This window comes from Alicyclobacillus herbarius DSM 13609, assembly GCF_000430585.1.
GTDB classification, from domain to species: Bacteria; Bacillota; Bacilli; order Alicyclobacillales; family Alicyclobacillaceae; genus Alicyclobacillus_G; species Alicyclobacillus_G herbarius.
On sequence record NZ_AUMH01000021.1, the window covers coordinates 35,568 to 55,258 of the forward strand.

Below are 19,691 nucleotides of genomic sequence, written 5' to 3' on the forward strand. Positions count from 1 at the left end.
ACCAGTTTCGGCCGGCGAAAACCCGTTTCTTCGCCGGCCGATTGTTTATTTTACCGCCGCCTGCAAGAATTCCCCCTGCTGCTTACGCATCACGCGCTCCTTGTACTGACGCTTCTCCTTGTCAGACATCGCCCGGTACTCCTTGAGAAACTTCTCGTACTGGGGGATGATTTCGGCGACCGTCCCGTATCCACGCACCTCACCGTATTCGAGCCACAACGCCTTTTCGCAGAAGCTCTTCACCTGGCCAATCGAGTGGCTGATGAAAAAGATGGTCTTGCCACGCTCCTTGAACTCGTTCATCTTGTCCAGACACTTGTCGGCAAAAGTCTGGTCACCCACCGACAGCGCCTCATCAATGACGAGGACGTCCGGATCGATATTGACCGAGATGGCAAAGCCCAGGCGCGACTTCATCCCGCTCGAATAGGTCTTAACCGGCTGGTCGATAAACTTCCCGATATCAGCGAACTCGATAATGTCCGGCTCCATGGCGCGAATCTGCTTTTTGCTGAAGCCAAGCATCAGGCACTTCAGCTCGATGTTCTCACGGCCGGTCAACTGATTGTTCAGGCCGGACGAAATGGCGATAAGCGAGGCCTGGCCGTCAATCTTAATCGTGCCGCTGGTCGGTGGCAGGATGCCGGCGATAATGTTGGACAGGGTCGATTTGCCCGATCCGTTCACGCCCACGATACCGATGACGTCCCCTTTGTCCGCCGTGAAGCTGACGTTGCGCAGGGCATAAAAGTCTTCGCCGTAGCCACCAGGGAGAATCATATCCAACAGGCGTTCGGATGTGCGCTTAAACAGCTTGTATTTTTTTGTTACGTTCTCGACAATGACTGCGTGTTCCATATTTTTCACATCCATCTCAGGCATGGCACTTTACATATAGTCGACAAAATGCGCTCGAAACTTGAGATGCACCATCGATCCAAACACAAAAAATAGGATGACGACAACCCAAAAATACACGGTATAACTGGCGTGATCGACCAGATACCAGGACGTGCCGAGCAAGGCGGAGCGGTAACCCTCGACGATATAGTACAAGGGATTGAGCCGCATGATGACCTGCACCAAGTGCGGTAGGTGACTGGGGTCCCATAAGAGCGGTGTCAGATAGAGCAGGATACGCACCAACGACTGGACGATCATTTGCACATCGCGGACCACCGTTGCCAACGTTGAGGTGATGAGCGAGAAGGAAACCAACAGCGCCAGCAGACCAAACATGTAGTAAGGCAACTGTACCAGATACACAGAGACGTGGTACGGTGTGAACTGAAAGATGATGAAAATGACGGCTAACAGCATCAGGTGCTGATAGAACTTGGCGGTAATGACGTAGGTCGGAATCACGCTGATGGGGAAATTCATTTGTGCCACCATGCGGATGCGCGTGTAGACCGACTTTGAGGCCTGTAAGACGGCCTGGTTGACGAAAAACCAGACGGTCATCCCGGCCAGCATCCATAGGATGAAAGGGATATGGCCAACGGGGTGGCGGCCACGAATGCCGTAGCCAAACACGAACCAGTAAATGGCTATCTGAATCATCGGGTTTATAATTTCCCAGAGAATGCCGAGGTACTGGTTGCTGTTGTCGCTCTTCAGCTCAAACAGCGACAGCCGGCGAATCAGGTACAAATTGCGAATGTGTTCCATCAAAACCGTTACGGCTGAACGCATGCTGTCTTCCTCTCTCCAAAGACGTGCTTGACGACCCGTTCGGCAGACTCGCCACACTCGAGACTGCAGAAGCGCTGCGCAAACGACTGCAACTCCGGGGTCGCTTGGAACCCGCGGGCTTGCGCTGCCTCGATTGCGGCGATGAGTTCGTCCGTGGTGCGCACCAATGGCCCAGGCGCCTGCCGCTCAAAATCAAAATAAAAGCCCCGCAGCCGGTCGCGGTACGTCTCCATATCGTAAACGTAAAACACCATCGGTCGGCGCAGATTGGCGTAATCAAACATAACCGACGAGTAGTCTGTGATAAGCAGGTCTGAGATTAGATAGAGATCGCGAATGTCTTCATAATTCGACGCATCCAACGCAAAACCCTTGTACGCCGACAGGTCCAGCTGCTCGGACACCAAATAATGTAAGCGTAAGAGCAGCACAAACGAATCGCCAAGGCGCTCCTGCATCTGGGCCATATCCATCTTCAACCCAAACCGGTAACGGCCGACGTCGTAGTACTCGTTGTCACGCCAGGTCGGTGCATAGAGCAGAACCCTTCGCCCGTCCGCAATCCCCAGCCTCTGGCGAATCTTGCGCACGGTCGCCTCATCGCGGTGGGTGTAGAGATAATCGTTACGCGGGTACCCGGACTCAATCACCTCGCCGGTGAAGCGAAAGGCCCGTCGAAAAATTGCGGTCGAATACGCGTTCGGTGAGACCAGGTAATCCCACTTGGCCGCCTCGCGATAAAACTCCTGCTTGTACCCTTCATCCGTCTGCCCCGGAATATGAACCTCGTCCATATCGCCCGCTAGGCGCTTGAGTGGCGTTCCGTGCCAAGTCTGAAGGTATACCGTATGGCGCGGTTTCGGAATCCACAAGGGCAGCCGACTATTGGTCACCCAGTAGCCGGCTCTCGCCATCGCCAGCCACCATGCGCGCGAGAAGCGCCGGACATAGGGAACCCCATGCTCGGCGAACAACGGCACCGCATCCGGATGAGCGCTCCACAAGAGGCGAAAACCTGGACAGTTCTCCCGCATGTACTCATAGATAGCCCGCGGGTTGCAGCTGTATTGGCGCCCCATGAAGCTCTCGAAGACGACCAGGCGCTTGTCCGCAGGCAGCTGCGAGAACGCTTGAAAGTAGACCCGAAGCCCACTCTGCAGCCAACGCCTGCGTCCCATTTTCGAGATCCATGACTTCATGTGCAAACGCGCTGTCCTCCCCACCGCTTCACATCTATTGGCCGACACCCAGGGCGTCTGAATGGACCGCAGCCGGCGCCGCGTAAGACTCTCCGTCCGCGAGCAGATAGTCCAACAGGTTTTTGCTCGATTGCCCTTGCGAATATTGGTTCCACATCGCTGCAAATTGTTGCACCCGCTGGCGGTCAAACGCGTCTTCCCGAATCACCCGCACGATATCCGCCGTCGAAAACACCACCGGACCGGGTACCGCCGCCTCATAATCGGTCCACAGTCCGCGATGGCGGGTGTAGGTGGAGAGGTCGTACGGATAGAAAATCATCGGCCGGCCCAACAGGGCGTACTCGTACGGAATGGACGAGTAGTCCGTAATCAGATAGTCCGCCAAGAAGAGCAAGTCGCTGACATCCGGGTAGTCGGAGTAGTCAAAGGCAAAGCCCTTGTGCGCGTCCAAGTCCGGAATGCGGCTTTTCATCGCCGGGTGCAGGCGCAGAATCAGGGCGTACTCCTCACCCAGCCCCCTTCTTAAGCCCGCGATATCCAAGTGCAGCCGAAACGAATTCAGCTCCCCGTCGCGAAACGTCGGCGCGTAGAGAATCACCTTGCGTCCAACGAGTGCCGGATTCTCACGGCGCAGGCGCGCCACCACCTGCTCCCGGTGCCCCGCGTCAAAAAACTTGTCGGTCCGCGGCACCCCGGTTCGCAGCATGCGCTCCGCCGGCAAGCCGAACGCCTGCTCAAACTGCCAGGCCATCGCGTCCGATCCGACCACCAATTTGTGAAACTGGCTGTAAACCCGGCAAAACCGCCGCTTTGCGCGGGCGGTCCGATGCTTGACGCTTTCGTCCCGGAGGCCAAACGTCTTCAGGGCGCCAGCCGCATGCCACAACTGGATGCACTCGACCCCCGGCCGGAATCGAACCGCCGCCAGAAATCCATAATAGTTATCGACGATGACAAACCGTGACGTGGCAAGGTGGTACACACCCCGGACTAGGTGCCATGGTTTCCGGGCCGTAAACGGAATCGCGAGCGCACCCGGAATCTCAGCCCCCATGGTCCGCCTGGACGCAGTCAGGAAGACGGCGCGCTTGCCCGTATCGCGCCGCCGTAACTCCTCATAGACAAACCGGCAGTTGTCACCGAACGTATCGACAAACGTAACCTTATCCTGTATCGGAAACACGCTGCAAAGCGCAAACAGTACGCGGAACCAAAACAGATACAGTTCCACGGCCAATTCTCTAACCATTGTTGGCAGAGAGGAGGTCCTGTTTGATTTGCGTCGAGGAGATGCCAATGGTCCGTGGTAAATAGACCACCTCGCAATACTCCTTGAGAAAATCAAATTTCCCCCTCCAATCGTCTCCCATGACAAAAATGTCGATATTGTGCTCGATGACGTCGCGCACCTTTTGTTCCCAGGAGACTTCTGGAATCACCTCATCTACATAGCGGATGGCCTCCAGGATCAACTTTCTATTTTCATAGTTGTAGTAGGCTTTCTTGTTCTTCTCCGCGTTAAACTCATCTGTGGACAGGCCCACCACCAAGTAGTCGCCCAACGCGCGCGCGCGTTTGAGCAGGTTGATGTGGCCCCAATGCAAAAGGTCAAACGTCCCGTACGTCAAGACTTTTTTCACTGCACATCCTCCTTTGAGGCGGTTGGCATACAAGCCAAGCGTTCCTACACAAACAGCCCCGACCTGCAGCCGGATTCGTCTCGCGACCGCCAGAAACGGTGCGGCGCCGCACTCGGCGACTGCCCATCCGCTACAGGCACAGGCGTGGGAATGGGAAAGTCGGACGCACGCATGAGGTTGTCCGACTTTCGACATGAGGATGGGCATATTTTCAACTCGTTACCATACTCGTGATTATATGCTTGACGTGCAGGCAGATCAATGGCGAATGATGCCGAATCAGGCAACGTTCGCTTGGCCAATCGGGGCCACCCGAATCTCCGCCTGCTCCAGCGCCCGCCGAATCTGCGCCGCATATTCAAGAGCGTGCGGACCATCGCCGTGAATACACACAGTGTCAGCCTGAATGTCGACGTCCACGCCCTGCTGCGACAACACCTTGCCTTCTTTGACCATGCGGATGACCTGTTGCACCGCCTTTTCCGTATCGTGAATCATCGCATCCGGCTGCCGCCGGGAGGTCAGCGTGCCGTCCTTTTGATACGTCCGATCCGCAAACACCTCGCTCGCCGTACGCAGGCCGATTTTTTGTCCAGCCCGAACCAACTCACTCCCTGACAAGCCAAACAGGATGAGCTCCGGGTTGACCTTGTACACTGCTTTCGCAATCGCCTCCGCCAGCGGAGCGGATACCGCCGCCATGTTGTACAGCGCCCCATGCGGTTTCACATGCTGCATACGTCCGCCACAGGCGCGGACAAACCCGTCCAGCGCCCCTATCTGGTAGACGACGATGTCATACGCCTCCTGTGGCGAGATGTCCATGTTGCGGCGGCCAAATCCCACCAGGTCTTGCAATCCTGGATGAGCACCAATGGCAACACCTTTCCCCAGCGCCAATTCCACCGTACGGCGCATCGTCGTCGCATCCCCCGCGTGAAACCCACAGGCAATGTTGCACGAGGTGACCACATTCAGAATTTGTTCGTCATTGCCCAGCGTATACGCGCCAAAACTCTCACCCAGGTCACAGTTCATATCCAACCGAAACATTTGCGTTCCCCCTTCCTCGGTTAAAAGGGCTGCCTTCCCACCCAGCGGCGGGGCGGCAGCCCAACGGATACACCGCGTACGGCTTGCTCAGTTTGCCCGGTATGTGGCAAACGGGGTGTAGCGGAACCGCTCACTCATCTCATCCAGTTGCGCCAAGGTTTCGGCAGACAAGGTCAAATCGACACTCGTCAGGTTTTCCGCAACCTGCTCTTCGCGCGTCGCCCCCACAATGATGGTCGCCACAGCAGGCCTCGTCATCAACCAGGCCAAGGACAGGGCCCCCGGCGTGCAGCCGAGGCTGGCCGCCAAGTCGGCCACCTGTTCCCCGAGCTGCAGTCGGTCGTCGTTCAGTCGGCGGGCAAAGTTCGGGTCTTTATCCGCGCGCGATCCGCTCGGCGCTTCGCCCCCGCGCCGGTATTTCCCGGTGAGGATGCCGCCGGCGAGCGGAAAATACGGAATCAACCCGATCCCCTGGTCAAGACAAAGCGGCACCAGCTCCGCCTCCGGTGTCCGATCCGCCAGCGAATACGAAGGCTGAATCGAGACGTACCGTACCCATCCGTGCGCGTCGCTGATGGCCAAGGCCTTCATCAGTTCCCAGGCGGCGTAGTTGGACGCGCCTATGTAGCGCACCTTCCCCGATTGCACCATATCGTCCAGCGTGCGTAGGGTCTCTTCCAGTGGGGTGTACGGATCGAACTGGTGAATCTGATACAGGTCAACGTAGTCCGTCTGCAGCCGCGTGAGGCTCTCTTCCAGCTGGCGCATCAGGTGCACCCGGGAGGACCCGCGCTCATTGGGGCCATCGCCGCGCTTCATGCCTGCTTTCGTCGCCAGCACCGCCTGTTGCCGGCGGCCCTTGAGCGCCTTGCCGATAATTCGCTCCGACTCCGTGCCGCTGTAGATGTTGGCCGTGTCGATAAAGTTGATGCCCGCATCGAGGGCTTTATGCAAGACACGAATCGAAGTCGCCTCATCCGCGCGCGATCCGAACGCGTTCGTGCCCAATCCCAACACGGAAACCTCCAGCCCACTGGCTCCCAGCCTGCGATACTGCATATCATCCCATCCTTTCCGTGTCCCTTCTCAGACCGCTCGCAGGGCGATCCGTCACTCACCTTTCCACTGGCTTGTCTGCGGCGATATCTGAATGAAGATGAAGAAACGTGATGACCCCGAGGCATGACCCGGATGTAATCAGACCGCGAAGAGGCCGGTCGGCTGCGACAACGCGGTCCGCAGCTCGGCCATTCCCTGCTCGCGTTTGTCCTGCAGCGCCCGGGCCTGCTCCAGGTTCACCCAGACGAAGCGCAGCGACTCCCCCGCCCGGGCCTGCGCCAAGAGCGGTAAATCGACGTCAATAACCTGGGCTAGAACCGGATACCCGCCCGTCGTCTGGTGGTCAGCCAGGAGGACTATCGGCTGGCCGCCACCCGGAACCTGCACGGCCCCGACCGCAATCGGCTCGGACACCATCTCGAGTGGCCGCGTGAGTTCCAGAGCCGGCCCCTGGAGCCGATACCCCATCCGATCCGATTGCGGGGTAATCGTATACTCCGCCTGGACAAACCGTCGTCGGGCCTCCTCAGTGAACGCCTGCGCTTGCATCCCCGGCAATACGCGCACCAACGCCCGGGGTCGATAGTCCGGCAACAGACCCGGGTTGACGGTCCAAGCGGCAAGGACAAACGGGCTCCTGTCCGTGCCCGCGGCCGCGTCCTCGCCGGCGACGGTCAGCGCCTGCTGGCGGGCCTGCCCGAGCGCAGACGGCGCACCGAGCGGGAGCACATCCCCGGCCTTGAGGGCCCGCCCCGCGAACCCGCCGATGCCTGCCCGCAGGTACGTGCTGGCGCTGCCCAAGACCTTGGGCACCGCAATCCCGCCAAGAGCCGCGAGGTACATCCGACACCCCCGCGCACTGCGGCGAAACTCCAAAACCTCCCCCCCGCGCACCAACACCGGCCGCCACGTCGGCACTTCCTGGCCGCGAATGTGGGGAACCATGCCAAATCCACACAGGGCAATCAGGGTATCCGCCGGAAATTGCAACTTTGGGCCTAACACCGTCATCTCCAGCCCGGCGGCGTCTTCTGGATTCCCCACTAGGAGATTCGCCACGCGCAGGGCTAGGGAATCCATCGCACCAGAGACAATCACGCCGTACTTCTGGTGGCCGTACCGTCCGAGGTCCTGCACCGTCGTCAGCATCCCCGGCTGCAGCACATGGATACACCCGCCAGGCGAATTGACCAGGGTCTGGACTGCCCGCTGGTCGGCCTCCTCGGATGGATTCGCCCCAGTTGCTGCAGTGTGGCTGATCTCGTCGAATGGCAGGGATGTCGTGTCCCCGGGAACCGCGGGTTTTGATGCTGCATCCGTTGGCGCCGCGAACGCCTGCTGCGACTGTCGTACCCAATTCGTCACATCGGGCGTATCTAGGGACCCCGACTCCTGCGCCAACCGAGTATACTCGTCTTTATCGATGGCGCGAAAACGGACGATATCCCCCGCCGTCAGCAGGCTGGGCGGATTGGAGTCTGGCCGAAACAAGCGCACCGGCGTACGCCCGATGAGTCGCCACCCGCCCGGAGTTTCAATGGAGTAGACGCCGGTTTGCCCGCCGGCGATGCCGACCGTGCCAGCAGGGATGTGAGTGCGCGGCGTACTCAGCCGCGGCGTGGCAATCTCCTCCGACATCCCGCCGAGATACGGAAACCCGGGCGCAAAACCAATCATATATACTCGGTAGCGGCCGGCCGTATGTATCGCGACCACCTCATCTGGCGTGAGGTGGTTGTGGGCGGCCACATCCTCCAAATCCGGCCCAAACTCGCCGCCGTAGCAAACCGGCAGCTCCACCTCCCGGGCCGGAGGCAGGGGGAACTGTTCGGCACTTTGCAGCGTTTGCAGGATGGCCGCGCGCGCGTGCGCGTAATCCGTCTCACACGGATGGTAGTAAACCGCCAACGTCGTGAATGCAGGCACACACTCGACAAACCCCGGAAACGGATCTGCCTCCAGGGCATACATGCACTGGAGTACCTGGGCGTGAACCGCCTCATCCATCACCTCACCGAAGCGGAGGAGCACTGCGCTGTCACTCAAAGGATGCATTTCCACTCGGCTCACCTCGCGCATTCACTTGCCAAGCTTCTCCATCCACCTTACAGAAATTCGCGGAGAAAGGCCACTCCTTTGGACTGCCCGATGCAAGGCTCGGTCCTTAGCGACGGCTGCGGACAGCCGCCAGCAGCGAGGCGTATACCTTGGCGTGCGCCTTGTCTGTCCGCTCCAATGTCCGTAATTCGGAAAGGTAATCCGTCACCGCTGGCTTCCCCTGGCTCCGATTCCAGTGGTGGTCTTTCGCCATTTGCTTGTCCGTCAAATTGAAGTAGGTATAGTATACGTCCTTGGGTCGGTCCCCCAGCGGGTCGTCCCAGGTCACATCCAGCTGATACCAGCGCCCGTGCAGCTCCACCTCATTCCACATGTGCGATCCGTTCGCAGTCCCGGTCAGGATGCGTGTGGGAATCCCTGCGTCACTCAACATGCGGTAGGCCAGCAGGGCGTAGCCTTGACAAACCGCCCGGCCCTTGGCGAGCGCGTCATAGGCGGTGTAGTTCGTCTCCGTGCGGTCGTACTGGACGTGCTCGACAATCCAGTCGTGAATCGCTTTTTCTTTTTGAAAGTCCAGCATCCCGGGCTTGAGGATTTGCCGCAAGACCTGGTGGACGCGCGTGTTCACCCAATCGCTCTGCGCCTTCGACTCCCGGTACGACACGCGGTACAGCACCGTATCTTTCTCCTCATCTTTCTCCTCCAGCCAGGTACACTCCACCGACCAGCGGCTGATGTTCCAATACACGTACGGATCGACCGCGGCGGCCTGTTCAAACGCCTGCTCCGCCTGCTGCACCGACTTTAATTGCGGCCAAGATAGCATAAACGAGCGGTCCCGATGTTCTAAATGTTGATAAATTTTCGCCTTAGCGTCCGGCGTCGGGGCGCTGGCGCGAGGCCGCGTCACGTGCACCACCGCGGCCGTTTTCACAAGCTGCGGTCTGGCTGTGGAAATCGAGGCGGCCGGCGCAGACCGGGCAACCGATACCGTATTCAACGCTTTCGCTGCGGGTGGATTGGCTACCCCACGGCTTAAAAAGAGCGGTTCCCAGGTCCCACTGACCATGAAGAATGCCATCATCCCCAGTGCGATTGTGAACCAACGTCGCCGCATGCCCGACGCCCCCTCTTCAGCCGGCCGCCAGGAGGGAATTCCCAGAGCCGGCGTCACCGTTCCAATATCGTGGGTTTATTCTAGCATCTCTCGTCCGAGATGAGCGAGTAATTTAAGAGTTGTTTCATCGCGTTTTGTACAAACGTGGGCCGGTCTGTTTCGACCTGCTATCTTTTCCACGCTTGTCCCAATTGTACCCTGATCCCGGGGAGGGCGTATACTAGGCACGAGGAGGGGTGTCCCAATGAAAATTGAAGTTTGGTCGGATTTTGTCTGTCCGTTTTGCTATATCGGCAAGCGCCACTTGGAGCAAGCGCTGTGCAGTACAGGCCTTGGCGACAAGGCGGAGGTCGTCTTCAAGAGCTTTGAGCTCGATCCGGACGCTCCCGTGAACCCGGGTGTATCGGTGCACGAGCGGCTGGCTGCCAAGTACGGCATGAGCCTGGAGGAAGCCAAGGCAGCCAACGCCAAGATGGCCGAACGGGCGGCCGCCGTCGGCCTGACGTACCACTTTGACACGATGATTCCCACCAACACGTTTGATGCCCACCGATTGGCCCAATTCGCCGTCCAGAAAGGCGTCGGGGAGGTGATGGTGGAGCGGCTGTTCAAGGCGTACTTCACCGATTCCCTGCACATCGGGGACCGTCAGGTGCTCGTCCAGCTCGGTGTGGAAGCGGGCCTCGATAAAGAGGAAACCGAAGCGATGCTAGAACAGGGCGATTTCACAGCAGAAGTTCGGGCCGATGAAGGGGAAGCGCAGGAGTTGGGCATCCACGGCGTGCCGTTTTTCGTCATCAACCGCCGCTACGCCATTTCCGGCGCGCAGCCGATTGCGTTGTTTGTGGAGACGCTGAACAAGGCATGGGAAGAGGAACAAAACCAGCGTCCGGCACTGGTGCGCGTGGGCGAAAAGGAACAAGGCCCCGCGTGTACGGACGGATCGTGCACCCTTTGAAGTGACTTGCGCCTCGGAAGGGCCTGCCCGGCTCGCTGCGCGCGGACAGGATGCATCGTCGCGCCGCCGCTTTACGACCGCTGGGCAGGGTCCACTTTCCCCTTCTCCTCTCCGATGCGAAAACATGCTATAAAAAGGGAGAGGAGGGAGAAGCGCAGTGGGGATTGTATCTCAGTTCTTCCGTAGAGAAAAAGGAGAAAAAATCGCGTCCGGACGCAGGCGGTGGCCCGACAGGCTGGCGGCTGTCGTATTGTCCGCCGCGCTGGTGAGCGGATGCGGGGCAGCTGGGTCAACCCAAGCGGCGCATACGGCCAACCCAACGAACACGGCCAATTCGGCAGCCACGCACACGAACGCACAGGACCAAACCGCGACGTCACGCACGAGCGCACATAACCAAGCCGCGGCGTCTCACGCGCAGGGGTCGAACGACTCTGCGGTCCATTCCGAAGCCACGCATCAAACCCCGGTCACGGCCTCATCCAAACCGACGCAGAGCCATAAAACCACCACATCCAGCGCGCCGAAAGGTCTCGTGCCGGCCGTGGTGACGCGCGACGTGGACGGGGACACCATCCACGTCCGCCTGCACGGCAAGGACGAGACGATTCGAATGCTCCTTATCGACACCCCCGAGGATGTCGATCCGGTCAAACCGGTGGAGCCATATGGTCAGTCGGCTGCCCAGTACGCCAAGAGCCGGCTGCCGGTGGGCAAGCACATCTACTTGCAGGAAGGGCACCCCGGTTACACACGCGATAAATACGGACGGTTGTTGGCGTACGTGTACATCACCCCGCACGACATGTACAACGCGGACGTGGTGCGCAAAGGATACGCCCGTGTCGCCTATATCTATCCGCCAAATACGGATCACCTGTCAGAACTCAAGGCGGACCAGGCGTACGCGCAAAAGCATCACCTGGGCATCTGGAGCATCCGCGGGTATGTCACATCAAACGGCTATAACCTGTCGATTGCCTGCAGCTGGGCCGCGAAGCACCATGAGTCGACCCGCGGCTGCAGCGGGCAGGCGCCATCGACAAGCAGCGCGAGCAGTTCGAGCAGCCACGCCAGCAGCCCCAGCCACAAAAGCAGCGGGAGGACGAACGGATCGACCAGTTCGACCAGCGGGCTCAGTATCGTCTCGTCGCACCTGAGCGTCGCCCCCAGGGAAAAAGCCAGCATCACCATCCGTACGAAGCCGGGTGTGCGCGCGACAATTGAGGTCGACTACAAGAGTGGGCCTAGCCACGCCAGTGGCCTGGGGGCGCAAACCGTGCCAAAGAGCGGCCTCGTCACCTGGAGCTGGACGGTGGGCAGCAGCACCACACCCGGAAAGTGGCCGGTTATTATCCGAGCCAACGGGAAGACACTCAAGACCTACGTGTATGTCTCCTAAGGCACGTGAAAGGGAGCCATTCTCTTTGGCTCCCACGGTTGCGGTTCAGCCCGCCTGGGTGCGCGCCTTTGCGGAGCTCCAGGCGGACACCCAGCGGCGACCCAGGTCCACCCTTTCATGACCATAAACCTCCCATTCAGCCATCTCCCGCCCCCGCGGTTTTACCAGACGATCCCGGACGCCTATAATGGGTCAGGGGGGATGAGCATGTGTGGACGCTTCACCCAGGCGTTTGAAGACTGGTCGGAGGTCTTGGCCTACTTTCAGGTAAGCGGAGATGGTTCCTGGCCGGCGCGTTATAACATCGCCCCGACGCAGGACGTGCCGATTATCGTCAGCCACGGTGGGGAACGGAAAATCGGTCCGGTGTCCTGGGGGTTGGTGCCGCGCTTTGCCGGCGCGAAACGGTCTCTGCGCCCCATCAATGCGCGGGCCGAAACCCTGCTGGAAAGCCGCTGGTTCCGACCCCTTCTCGCCAACCGACGCTGCGTCATCCCGGTCGATTCGTTTTACGAATGGCGCCAAACCGATAAGCAGCCGCTGCGCATTCACCTCGCCCGGCGCCCGGTGTTTGCCCTGGCTGGCATCTACGACACGTTCACGACGGCAGACGGCTGCAAGGTCTCCTCGTTCGCCATCATCACCTGTCAGCCCAACGACTTCATGGCCCCTATCCACAACCGCATGCCGGTCATCCTCGACGAGTCGGCACTGCGCGTGTGGCTGGACGCCGGTCTACGCGACGCCGAAGCGGCCGCCTCGGTCCTCACACCGACGGATGAAGAGATGACCGCCTATCCGGTGCACCCGCGCGTCGGCAACGTACGCCACGATGACCCGGAGTTGATACGCCGATTCGACTCATAGAAAGGGGGGCTGGTCTCGGCGATGCCGGAGAACAACACAGATTCCCACAACCATACCTCACGGCCGATTCCATCCCCGCCGCAGCCACCTGGTCTGCGTGCCGCGTTTCACATTCGCAAATCCCCGTACCCGTGGGAAAAAGCGGTGATTGCCGGCCTCGGCGTCGGCGTGCCGTTTGTCGTGGGCGCTCTGTTCGGACAGATGGACAAGGGGCTGCTGGCTTCCATGGGTGGGTTTGTTGCCCTGTACATTCATGACGATCCGTACCCGAAGCGCGCAAAAAAGCTCTTTGCGGTGCTCCTCGGCCTGGCGGCGGCGCTGGGCCTGGGGACACTGGCCGCCGTAAGCGTGTGGACCATGGCGCTGGCGCTTGGCTTCGTCAGCTTCGCGTCCACCCTGTGCGCCCGTGCCTGGCGAGTGCCCCCGCCCGGCGGGTACTTTTTCATGCTCGTTTGCTGCGTCGCTACCGGCTTACCGGTCCATCCCAGCGAAGCGCTGCTGCGTGTGGGGCTCTTGCTCTTGGGCGGATGTTTTACCTGGGTGTTGGCGATGGGCGGTTGGCTCATCCGCCCGCACGGACCCGAAACGCAGGCACTGGTCCGAGCCTATAAGAACGTGGCCAACTACCTGGCAGCTCTGGACACCCCGAGTCTCGACAGCGCGCGCCACAACGCCACCCTCGCGCTCACCCAGGCCGAGGAGATGCTGGTGCATGCCCGCGGTCCCTGGCGGCGTGGCCGCATCGACATTGACCGCCTACTCTGGGGGCACCACCACGCCACCCGCATCTTCCTCGCCGGCGCCACCCTAGAGGGTGAAGCAGGCGTCCGGGTGCCGGCGGATTGGGTGGGCGAGGTCAAGCGGCTGGCCACCCAGATTGAAGGCGGAGAGAGGTCCGGATCGCAAAACGCGGCTCAGGGGTCAATCCGGTCGGCAACCCAACCGGCGGCTTCGGCGGCCGTACCGTCGGCAACCGAGTCGGCCCAGTCGGCAGCCGCATCGTCGGGCCACACCTTCGCAACACCGCGTGCAGGCACACACCCGGCGCTCCGCCGCTTGGTCGAGGCCATTGCCGAAGCGCAGACTGCCCTTGAGCACCCACCCGCTGCCGGCAGCGAGGTACTGGCCCCGGCGGCGCCGAGTGTGAAGTCGGTGCTCAGCAGCGCCCTCAGCGGCAACTCGTTGGCTCGGCCGGCCGCCCTGCGCAACGGGATTGCCGTCTTTATTGCGACCTTCATCGGTCGCCTGCTCGGCGACGTGCGACCCTACTGGGTGCCGTTGTCCTGCTCGTCCGTGCTGCAGGGAGCCACCGTCATGGCCATCGTGCACCGCACCCTGCAGCGCGCCATCGGCACCTCGGTCGGCGTCTGCATCGCCGGCGCCATTCTCGCGGGCGGTCTGCCTCCGGTCGCACTGGCCTTTGTCGTCATGGCGCTGCAGTGCCTGGTGGAACTGATTATCCCACGCAACTACGCCATCGCGGCGACCTTCATTACCCCGATGGCACTGATTCTGGCAGAGGCCGGCCGACCCGGAACAGTCGGGGCGTTGGTTGAGGCCCGACTGCTCGACACCCTGGTCGGCTGCGCCTTGGGCTTGGTGTTTGCCCTCGTGCTCTGGTCCCAGGCTTCCTCAACCCGTTTGCGCCCGGCTATCGCACGGACGCTGCGCCACGAAGCCGAGCTGATGCGGATGGCGGGAAATACGGATTGCGACGACGCAGACCTTTCCCGCCAGGCCCGCAAGGTCCAGGCCGCGTTAGTCAATACACGATCCCTGTTTGACAGCGCGGTCCACGAACTTCCGCGCCAGCGATCCGCCTGGGAACCGCTGTGGCCGGTTGTGGTGGCCATCTCTCGGCTCGGGCTGCTCCTGATGGCCACAGCCGTGCATCAACCAATCCGGCGGCGAGCGGTGGAGACGGACGAGATCGACAAGGCGTACGAATGGCTGAAACAGTTGGCGGACCTGGCCCAGCCGCGGACTCGCGCCAAGCAACTGCATGAGCTGTCCGCCCACCCGCCCAAGCTCAGTCACCACCCGACCTTGCAGGCGGCGCTCGCCGTTTTGGCCGACTCCCTGCAGGCGGCCGTGCACCAGTTGGACAAAGCCCGGTCCCGCCGTGTCCCATAAGAAGTCGTCCGGAGAGGGGTCAGGCCTTCTTTCCGGACACGCCCCTAAGACGGTGTGAGTGCGACGCGCCTACCGCGCGGATTGCCGGCTCGCGATGTCGGCCGCCAGGATGACCAAAAACGCCACAAAGGCCAAAAGCGGCGGTGTGATGAAGCCGAAGATGACAAACTCGGGTGTTGCGCACGAGACGTAGGATGTGCAAGAGGCACTGGCGCCCAGTTGGGGCACCACCTGCAGGAGGTAATGGTACAGGGAGAGGATAGAACCCACGGCAGCCAGAGTGAGCGTGTACGGGCGGGACGGAATGCGGCAAAGAAAAGCCACCAGGCTGATGAGGGCAATCGGATACATACAGATTCGCTCATACCAGCATAAGTCGCACGGCAGCCAGCCGAGCCCCAAGCTCCAATACAGGCTGATGAGGCTCGCCAGCAGCGAGACCCCCAGACGCAGCCAGAACCACTTGTTCATCGACCTTATCCCCCACATTCGCATGTCCCTTGCATCGCCTGATGTTCCTGAAACACCAACACGTCCACCGCCACCCCGGCTTGCTCCATGCGCTCCGTGTCCATGGCCGATCCGTACGCAAACACGAGCTACGTGGCGTCCCTGAGCGCCCGCGCCACGCGCCAATCCCCGAGCTGAATCTCCGGCATCTTTGCGCAGGGTCCCGTAGACAAAAACGTACACGCACATCACCTCTTGAAACTTGCAGTGCAAAGGGCATGCGGTTAGGACAGAGTAATCTCCCTCGAGACCCCCACGGCTTCATCCGTGTCCTCCTCGCTTCCGCCCAAGTGGGGATTCAACCAAACTGCCAGACACTCTGACTCAAGTTCCCATATCGGTAACTGCGGTGCAGCAGCGTCGCTGTCTGCGTGTCATCCGCCGCGCCCATCGCGTAAAACAGGGGGATGAAGTGCTCATTTCCGTAACGAGGCACCGCCAAGTCGACATTCGGGGCAAGCGTCCGGTACTGGAACAACGAAGAGAGGTCCCACTGCCGTACATAGCGTTCTAACCACGCATCGAATTCGACAGCCCACGCGTCGGTTCCTTCGTCCCGCCAACATTGGAAGTCCTCCCGTGTGAGCTCTTTCCTCCAGTGTACCACCTTAATTAACGAAAAAGTAAGTTACTTATGTATAGTAACCAGGGAGGTTGGAATGCGATTCTCAGCGAATGGCGGAAACGGCGATGCCGTCGGCAATTCATGAGCGATCCCTGATTACTTCACGAGCCCGAGCGCCTGATAATCTTTTCGCGTAACAATCCCGTTCACGGGCAAGCCGTGCGCCCTTTCGAAATCCTTGAGGGCACGTTCCAAGCGCGGATCGAATCGACCGTTCACCGGGCCGTTGTAAAAACCAAGTTTCTTTAGACGCGCTTGCACAAGTTGTACATCCGCCCCAATGTGGCCCTCTTTCAAAGTACGCAAACGATAAAGCGGATTCCCAAGAATGTAGACGCGGGTTCCAATCGGCACCCGCCCGTAAAGTTCCTCTACGTCGTGGTTTTGCATACGAATGCAACCGTTGCTGGTGTAATATCCAATGGAGGCGGGCTTATTGGTCCCGTGAATCCCATAAATCCCCCAGGGTACGTTCAGCCTCATCCAACGGGTGCCGAAACCGGATCCCCAGTTCTCCTGTTTGTCGATGATAACCCACTGTCCCACGGGCGATGGGGTATCTGGCTTGCCCACGGCAACAGGGTATTTCTTCCATAATACCCCGTTCAAAAACACTTCCATCTGACGGGTGCGCGTATCGATTTTGAGGAAAACTTTTCTTGTTGCTATTACGTGGGGTGAATGTCCTGTTTGGGCGTCAGCGATCGGATCGCCAACAACGAGGCCCAGCCCAAGGCCAATCGTCAGGAGGAGAAATCGAATGGGTTTCATGGCAGCCCCCGGGTTCCTGATTCAGTGCTCATATTTAAGTTGTCCGCAACTTGGAATCGATTTATGAGCGGCGCATTATGCAAGCAAAGCTGGCTTCCCCAAGCCGACCGCGGTAAAAATGGACGAATGACTAGGACACTCGCTTATGGGGGCGTCATATATGTGGTGTATCTTCCGGAAAGGAGAAGAGGATGTAAATGGAAAAAGACCGCGATGAATACTGGCATGAGTCTGAGCCGGAGCACGACTCGCCTCCGTCGTACGATGACGACCACGAATCTCCTTACTATTATGGGTACGGTGCTTACTACGCTCCGGCACCCAGCTATGGATATGTTCCTCATGGGGTCGTCCATCACCACAAAGTCATGAAGAAGATCAAGAAGTACTATCATCCACCTTACGTCGCTCACCATCCGTACGGTTGCCCGCCCGTCGTATGCGACCCGCATTACGTCGTGAAGGAACACTGTGTTCCCCGGGAGGTCCCGGTCGTTCATCCGATTATCTACGTCCACAAGCACAAAGTCGTCAACGTGCCTAAGCATTACTACAAACCCGTTAAGAAACACATGATGGTCGATCCCGGCTGCCCTTGCCCGCCACACCTGTTTTAAGTTGTTTGCCTGTCGCACCCCAAGGCGAGCGACGACGGTTTCCGCGAGGCTGTATCCGTTTGTTGTCGGGTGCCCTGTCGGGTCAGGGCACCCTGTTTGATTACGGAGTCGCTCGATTGCCGGGATCGCTCGGTTTGTAGCGATTCGATGTGGCTGCTCGATGTAGTCGCTCGGTTTATGCGGTTGCTCGCTTCATGCCCCTAGTACATGCGATATCGCTGGGAACGGAAACGGACAAACGTACAAGACAAAAAACTTGGCGCATGAATCCGGTACGGGGTCGACTGGACGCCGGTGCCGCAGCGGATTATCCTTTCGAGAGAAGGGATATCCTAGCACAGCCAACAAGGAGTGGACAAACCGTATGCAAACGGATCGAGAAAACGCAGCCCTTTTAGTGATGGACCTGCAAAACGGCATTGTGGGGCGTTTCGTTGACAACGAGACCGCACTTGTCCCCTTTCAGAAGGCCATCGAAGCCGCTCGTCGCCACCAGATTCCGGTCATCTTCGTACGCGTGGCGTTTCGCGAAGGGTACCCAGAAGTCAGTCCGCGCAACAAAGCCTTCTCCGCCATCGCGAAGACTGGCGGCATGACGCAGAGCGAAGAAGCCACCCAGATTCACCCGTCCCTCCAGCCGCAACCGGAGGAACCCATCGTGACCAAGGTGCGCGTCAGCGCGTTTGCCGGGAGCAGCCTGGAGAGCATCCTGCGCGCCAAACAGATTGATCGCTTGATTCTCACCGGCATCGCCACCAGTGGTGTCGTGCTATCCACCGTGCGTGAAGCCGCAGATAAAGACTATGCCCTGACCGTCCTCTCCGACGCCTGTCTTGATGCGGATGCGGAGGTACACCGCGTCCTCATGGAAAAGGTGTTCCCGCGCCAAGCCGATGTCCTAACGGTGGACGACTGGATCGCCAGCTTGAACTAAAGACGGCAAGCCCTGCCGGCCTCCGCACGCCCAACCACGACCAGTGCCACCAAGAGTGTATCGCAGAGAGAGGCTATCAATGACCCTTAATGATGTATGGTTTTAGTTACCAGGATATGTTTTATAAAGAGGACCTTGTTTTGTTATCCATCATGATCCGTCAGTTCTCGCGACACCAATACGGCCGTCGGAAATGATCGCTAATCACCCAACCGGCGGCCTCAAACCCTGCATGATGAACTGAATGGTCCGCTCAATCTCTTCTTCATCATTCCAGTCATACTCGCGCAGGACGAGTGTACGCAGGAGGATATAGCCGGCAACGGTTGTCACGATGAGACGCAGGAGTGCCAACGGGGGCATCTGCACGAGCTCCCCTTTGGCCTGAAAATGAGAAATGATATGAACCAGCCTGTCAGCGACCTGCGGAAAAATCTGTGCCTTGAACTGCGCCTGTAACTCGGGATGGAACGGAATCTCGTGCAGCAGAATTTTCAGCACGGGCGCATGCCTCATCGCAAACTCCAGCCGATTTCGCATGACTGCCCGGAGAAAGTCATCGAAATGTTCATAATCCGTGTGTAGCACCTTCTGAAAATCTCGCAAAAACGGCGCCACTAATTTCGGCATGATGGGCGCCACAATGGGGATGAGCAGGTCTTTCTTAGTCTTGTAATGTCGGAAGATAGTGCCTTCCGCCACACCCGCTCTCTCGGCGATCTCGCTCGTCGACGTCGCGGCATACCCTTTTTCTGCAAACATTTCCACAGCCGCTTGGATGATTTTGATTTGCTTATCCGTCATCTTCTCCTCTTCACCGAGACGAAGCAGGGAAGCCAGCCATTGTTCCGTGTCTTCAGCCATTCTGCCTTACTCCCGTATCAGTGAGATGGGCAATACCCGTGCACGATTCCAGCGGCATGATTTTGCTCAACCACCTAAGCCAGGTGGCCATCGTGTCGATGTTAAACAAGCCGGAGAAGAACACCTGCGGTACGTTGACTTCCTCCCCACGGCTAAAGCCGGGGGATTCCAACGCTCACACGCTGG

18 protein-coding genes and 1 pseudogene are annotated in these 19,691 nt (G+C 59.4%); 6 read left to right on the top strand and 13 right to left on the bottom strand.

Features of this window, described 5'->3' with window-relative positions; translation table 11 throughout:
• Positions 1 to 63: 63 nt before the first annotated feature.
• The 9 genes and pseudogenes from tagH to H522_RS19525 form a co-directional block, all read right to left on the bottom strand.
• Positions 64 to 858: pseudogene (tagH, locus tag H522_RS0113840) on the bottom strand (teichoic acids export ABC transporter ATP-binding subunit TagH); the annotation flags it as partial.
• 30 nt (positions 859 to 888) lie between these two features.
• Positions 889 to 1,695, bottom strand: coding sequence for an ABC transporter permease (locus H522_RS0113845; RefSeq protein WP_026962790.1), 807 nt, complete (start codon positions 1,693 to 1,695; stop codon positions 889 to 891).
• A complete protein-coding gene (locus tag H522_RS0113850) occupies positions 1,680 to 2,873 on the bottom strand; it encodes a CDP-glycerol glycerophosphotransferase family protein (RefSeq protein ID WP_035454067.1) in 1,194 nt (397 codons plus the stop codon). Before H522_RS0113850 ends, H522_RS0113845 begins: the two co-directional genes overlap by 16 nt.
• Positions 2,874 to 2,928: 55 nt before the next feature.
• Positions 2,929 to 4,128 (bottom strand): CDP-glycerol glycerophosphotransferase family protein, encoded by a 1,200-nt coding sequence (locus H522_RS19520; RefSeq protein ID WP_245578123.1) that lies wholly within the window; start codon positions 4,126 to 4,128, stop codon positions 2,929 to 2,931.
• Between the two features lie 10 nt (positions 4,129 to 4,138).
• On the bottom strand, positions 4,139 to 4,537 hold the full coding sequence (gene tagD, locus H522_RS0113860; protein WP_026962792.1) for a glycerol-3-phosphate cytidylyltransferase: 399 nt from the start codon (positions 4,535 to 4,537) through the stop codon (positions 4,139 to 4,141).
• 279 nt (positions 4,538 to 4,816) lie between these two features.
• On the bottom strand, positions 4,817 to 5,590 hold the full coding sequence (locus tag H522_RS0113865) for a LamB/YcsF family protein (RefSeq protein ID WP_026962793.1): 774 nt from the start codon (positions 5,588 to 5,590) through the stop codon (positions 4,817 to 4,819).
• A gap of 87 nt (positions 5,591 to 5,677) precedes the next feature.
• Positions 5,678 to 6,649: an aldo/keto reductase gene (locus H522_RS0113870; protein ID WP_026962794.1), complete on the bottom strand. Its 972-nt coding sequence runs from the start codon at positions 6,647 to 6,649 to the stop codon at positions 5,678 to 5,680.
• 138 nt (positions 6,650 to 6,787) lie between these two features.
• Positions 6,788 to 8,704, bottom strand: coding sequence for a 5-oxoprolinase subunit PxpB (gene pxpB, locus H522_RS22405; protein WP_342664403.1), 1,917 nt, complete (start codon positions 8,702 to 8,704; stop codon positions 6,788 to 6,790).
• A 109-nt stretch (positions 8,705 to 8,813) separates the two neighbouring features.
• Positions 8,814 to 9,824: a transglutaminase domain-containing protein gene (locus H522_RS19525; RefSeq protein ID WP_051344286.1), complete on the bottom strand. Its 1,011-nt coding sequence runs from the start codon at positions 9,822 to 9,824 to the stop codon at positions 8,814 to 8,816.
• A 244-nt stretch (positions 9,825 to 10,068) separates the two neighbouring features.
• On the opposite strand from H522_RS19525, the gene H522_RS0113885 reads away from it, so the two are divergent.
• The 4 genes from H522_RS0113885 (at position 10,069) to H522_RS0113900 (ending at position 15,184) form a co-directional block, all read left to right on the top strand.
• Positions 10,069 to 10,782, top strand: coding sequence for a DsbA family oxidoreductase (locus H522_RS0113885; protein ID WP_026962796.1), 714 nt, complete (start codon positions 10,069 to 10,071; stop codon positions 10,780 to 10,782).
• 157 nt (positions 10,783 to 10,939) lie between these two features.
• Positions 10,940 to 12,184: a thermonuclease family protein gene (locus H522_RS20675; RefSeq protein ID WP_051344287.1), complete on the top strand. Its 1,245-nt coding sequence runs from the start codon at positions 10,940 to 10,942 to the stop codon at positions 12,182 to 12,184.
• 207 nt (positions 12,185 to 12,391) lie between these two features.
• Positions 12,392 to 13,051: an SOS response-associated peptidase gene (locus tag H522_RS0113895; protein ID WP_026962797.1), complete on the top strand. Its 660-nt coding sequence runs from the start codon at positions 12,392 to 12,394 to the stop codon at positions 13,049 to 13,051.
• 21 nt (positions 13,052 to 13,072) lie between these two features.
• Positions 13,073 to 15,184, top strand: coding sequence for an FUSC family protein (locus H522_RS0113900; RefSeq protein WP_026962798.1), 2,112 nt, complete (start codon positions 13,073 to 13,075; stop codon positions 15,182 to 15,184).
• 69 nt (positions 15,185 to 15,253) lie between these two features.
• Here H522_RS0113900 and H522_RS21765 read toward each other — a convergent pair whose 3' ends face one another.
• From H522_RS21765 to H522_RS0113920, 3 genes are all read right to left on the bottom strand, one after another.
• A complete protein-coding gene (locus H522_RS21765) occupies positions 15,254 to 15,655 on the bottom strand; it encodes a disulfide bond formation protein B (RefSeq protein WP_051344288.1) in 402 nt (133 codons plus the stop codon).
• Between the two features lie 337 nt (positions 15,656 to 15,992).
• On the bottom strand, positions 15,993 to 16,301 hold the full coding sequence (locus H522_RS0113915) for a class III extradiol ring-cleavage dioxygenase family protein (RefSeq protein WP_026962800.1): 309 nt from the start codon (positions 16,299 to 16,301) through the stop codon (positions 15,993 to 15,995).
• A 114-nt stretch (positions 16,302 to 16,415) separates the two neighbouring features.
• Positions 16,416 to 17,090 carry a L,D-transpeptidase family protein gene (locus H522_RS0113920; RefSeq protein WP_026962801.1) on the bottom strand — a complete coding sequence of 225 codons (675 nt, stop codon included), beginning with the start codon at positions 17,088 to 17,090 and terminating at the stop codon, positions 16,416 to 16,418.
• A gap of 197 nt (positions 17,091 to 17,287) precedes the next feature.
• On the opposite strand from H522_RS0113920, the gene H522_RS20680 reads away from it, so the two are divergent.
• Both H522_RS20680 and H522_RS0113930 read left to right on the top strand, forming a co-directional pair.
• Positions 17,288 to 17,707 (top strand): hypothetical protein, encoded by a 420-nt coding sequence (locus H522_RS20680; RefSeq protein ID WP_051344289.1) that lies wholly within the window; start codon positions 17,288 to 17,290, stop codon positions 17,705 to 17,707.
• Between the two features lie 364 nt (positions 17,708 to 18,071).
• A complete protein-coding gene (locus H522_RS0113930; protein WP_026962802.1) occupies positions 18,072 to 18,641 on the top strand; it encodes a cysteine hydrolase family protein in 570 nt (189 codons plus the stop codon).
• 204 nt (positions 18,642 to 18,845) lie between these two features.
• Here the strand turns inward: H522_RS0113930 and H522_RS0113935 are convergent, their stop codons facing one another.
• On the bottom strand, positions 18,846 to 19,505 hold the full coding sequence (locus H522_RS0113935) for a TetR/AcrR family transcriptional regulator (RefSeq protein ID WP_026962803.1): 660 nt from the start codon (positions 19,503 to 19,505) through the stop codon (positions 18,846 to 18,848).
• Between the last annotated feature and the right edge of the window lie 186 nt (positions 19,506 to 19,691).

What these genes read in the sequence shown, in the direction of transcription:
- H522_RS0113935 (WP_026962803.1), bottom strand. Translation starts at nt 19,505, where the DNA reads ATGGCTGAAGACACGGAACAATGGCTGGCTTCCCTGCTTCGTCTCGGT.
- H522_RS19525 (WP_051344286.1), bottom strand. Translation starts at nt 9,824, where the DNA reads ATGCGGCGACGTTGGTTCACAATCGCACTGGGGATGATGGCATTCTTC.
- H522_RS0113870 (WP_026962794.1), bottom strand. Translation starts at nt 6,649, where the DNA reads ATGCAGTATCGCAGGCTGGGAGCCAGTGGGCTGGAGGTTTCCGTGTTG.
- H522_RS0113865 (WP_026962793.1), bottom strand. Translation starts at nt 5,590, where the DNA reads ATGTTTCGGTTGGATATGAACTGTGACCTGGGTGAGAGTTTTGGCGCG.
- H522_RS20680 (WP_051344289.1), top strand. Translation starts at nt 17,288, where the DNA reads ATGGAAAAAGACCGCGATGAATACTGGCATGAGTCTGAGCCGGAGCAC.
- H522_RS0113885 (WP_026962796.1), top strand. Translation starts at nt 10,069, where the DNA reads ATGAAAATTGAAGTTTGGTCGGATTTTGTCTGTCCGTTTTGCTATATC.
- H522_RS0113850 (WP_035454067.1), bottom strand. Translation starts at nt 2,873, where the DNA reads ATGGGACGCAGGCGTTGGCTGCAGAGTGGGCTTCGGGTCTACTTTCAA.
- pxpB (WP_342664403.1), bottom strand. Translation starts at nt 8,704, where the DNA reads ATGCATCCTTTGAGTGACAGCGCAGTGCTCCTCCGCTTCGGTGAGGTG.
- H522_RS0113895 (WP_026962797.1), top strand. Translation starts at nt 12,392, where the DNA reads ATGTGTGGACGCTTCACCCAGGCGTTTGAAGACTGGTCGGAGGTCTTG.
- H522_RS0113845 (WP_026962790.1), bottom strand. Translation starts at nt 1,695, where the DNA reads ATGCGTTCAGCCGTAACGGTTTTGATGGAACACATTCGCAATTTGTAC.
- H522_RS0113900 (WP_026962798.1), top strand. Translation starts at nt 13,073, where the DNA reads ATGCCGGAGAACAACACAGATTCCCACAACCATACCTCACGGCCGATT.
- H522_RS0113920 (WP_026962801.1), bottom strand. Translation starts at nt 17,090, where the DNA reads ATGAAACCCATTCGATTTCTCCTCCTGACGATTGGCCTTGGGCTGGGC.
- H522_RS0113930 (WP_026962802.1), top strand. Translation starts at nt 18,072, where the DNA reads ATGCAAACGGATCGAGAAAACGCAGCCCTTTTAGTGATGGACCTGCAA.
- H522_RS21765 (WP_051344288.1), bottom strand. Translation starts at nt 15,655, where the DNA reads ATGAACAAGTGGTTCTGGCTGCGTCTGGGGGTCTCGCTGCTGGCGAGC.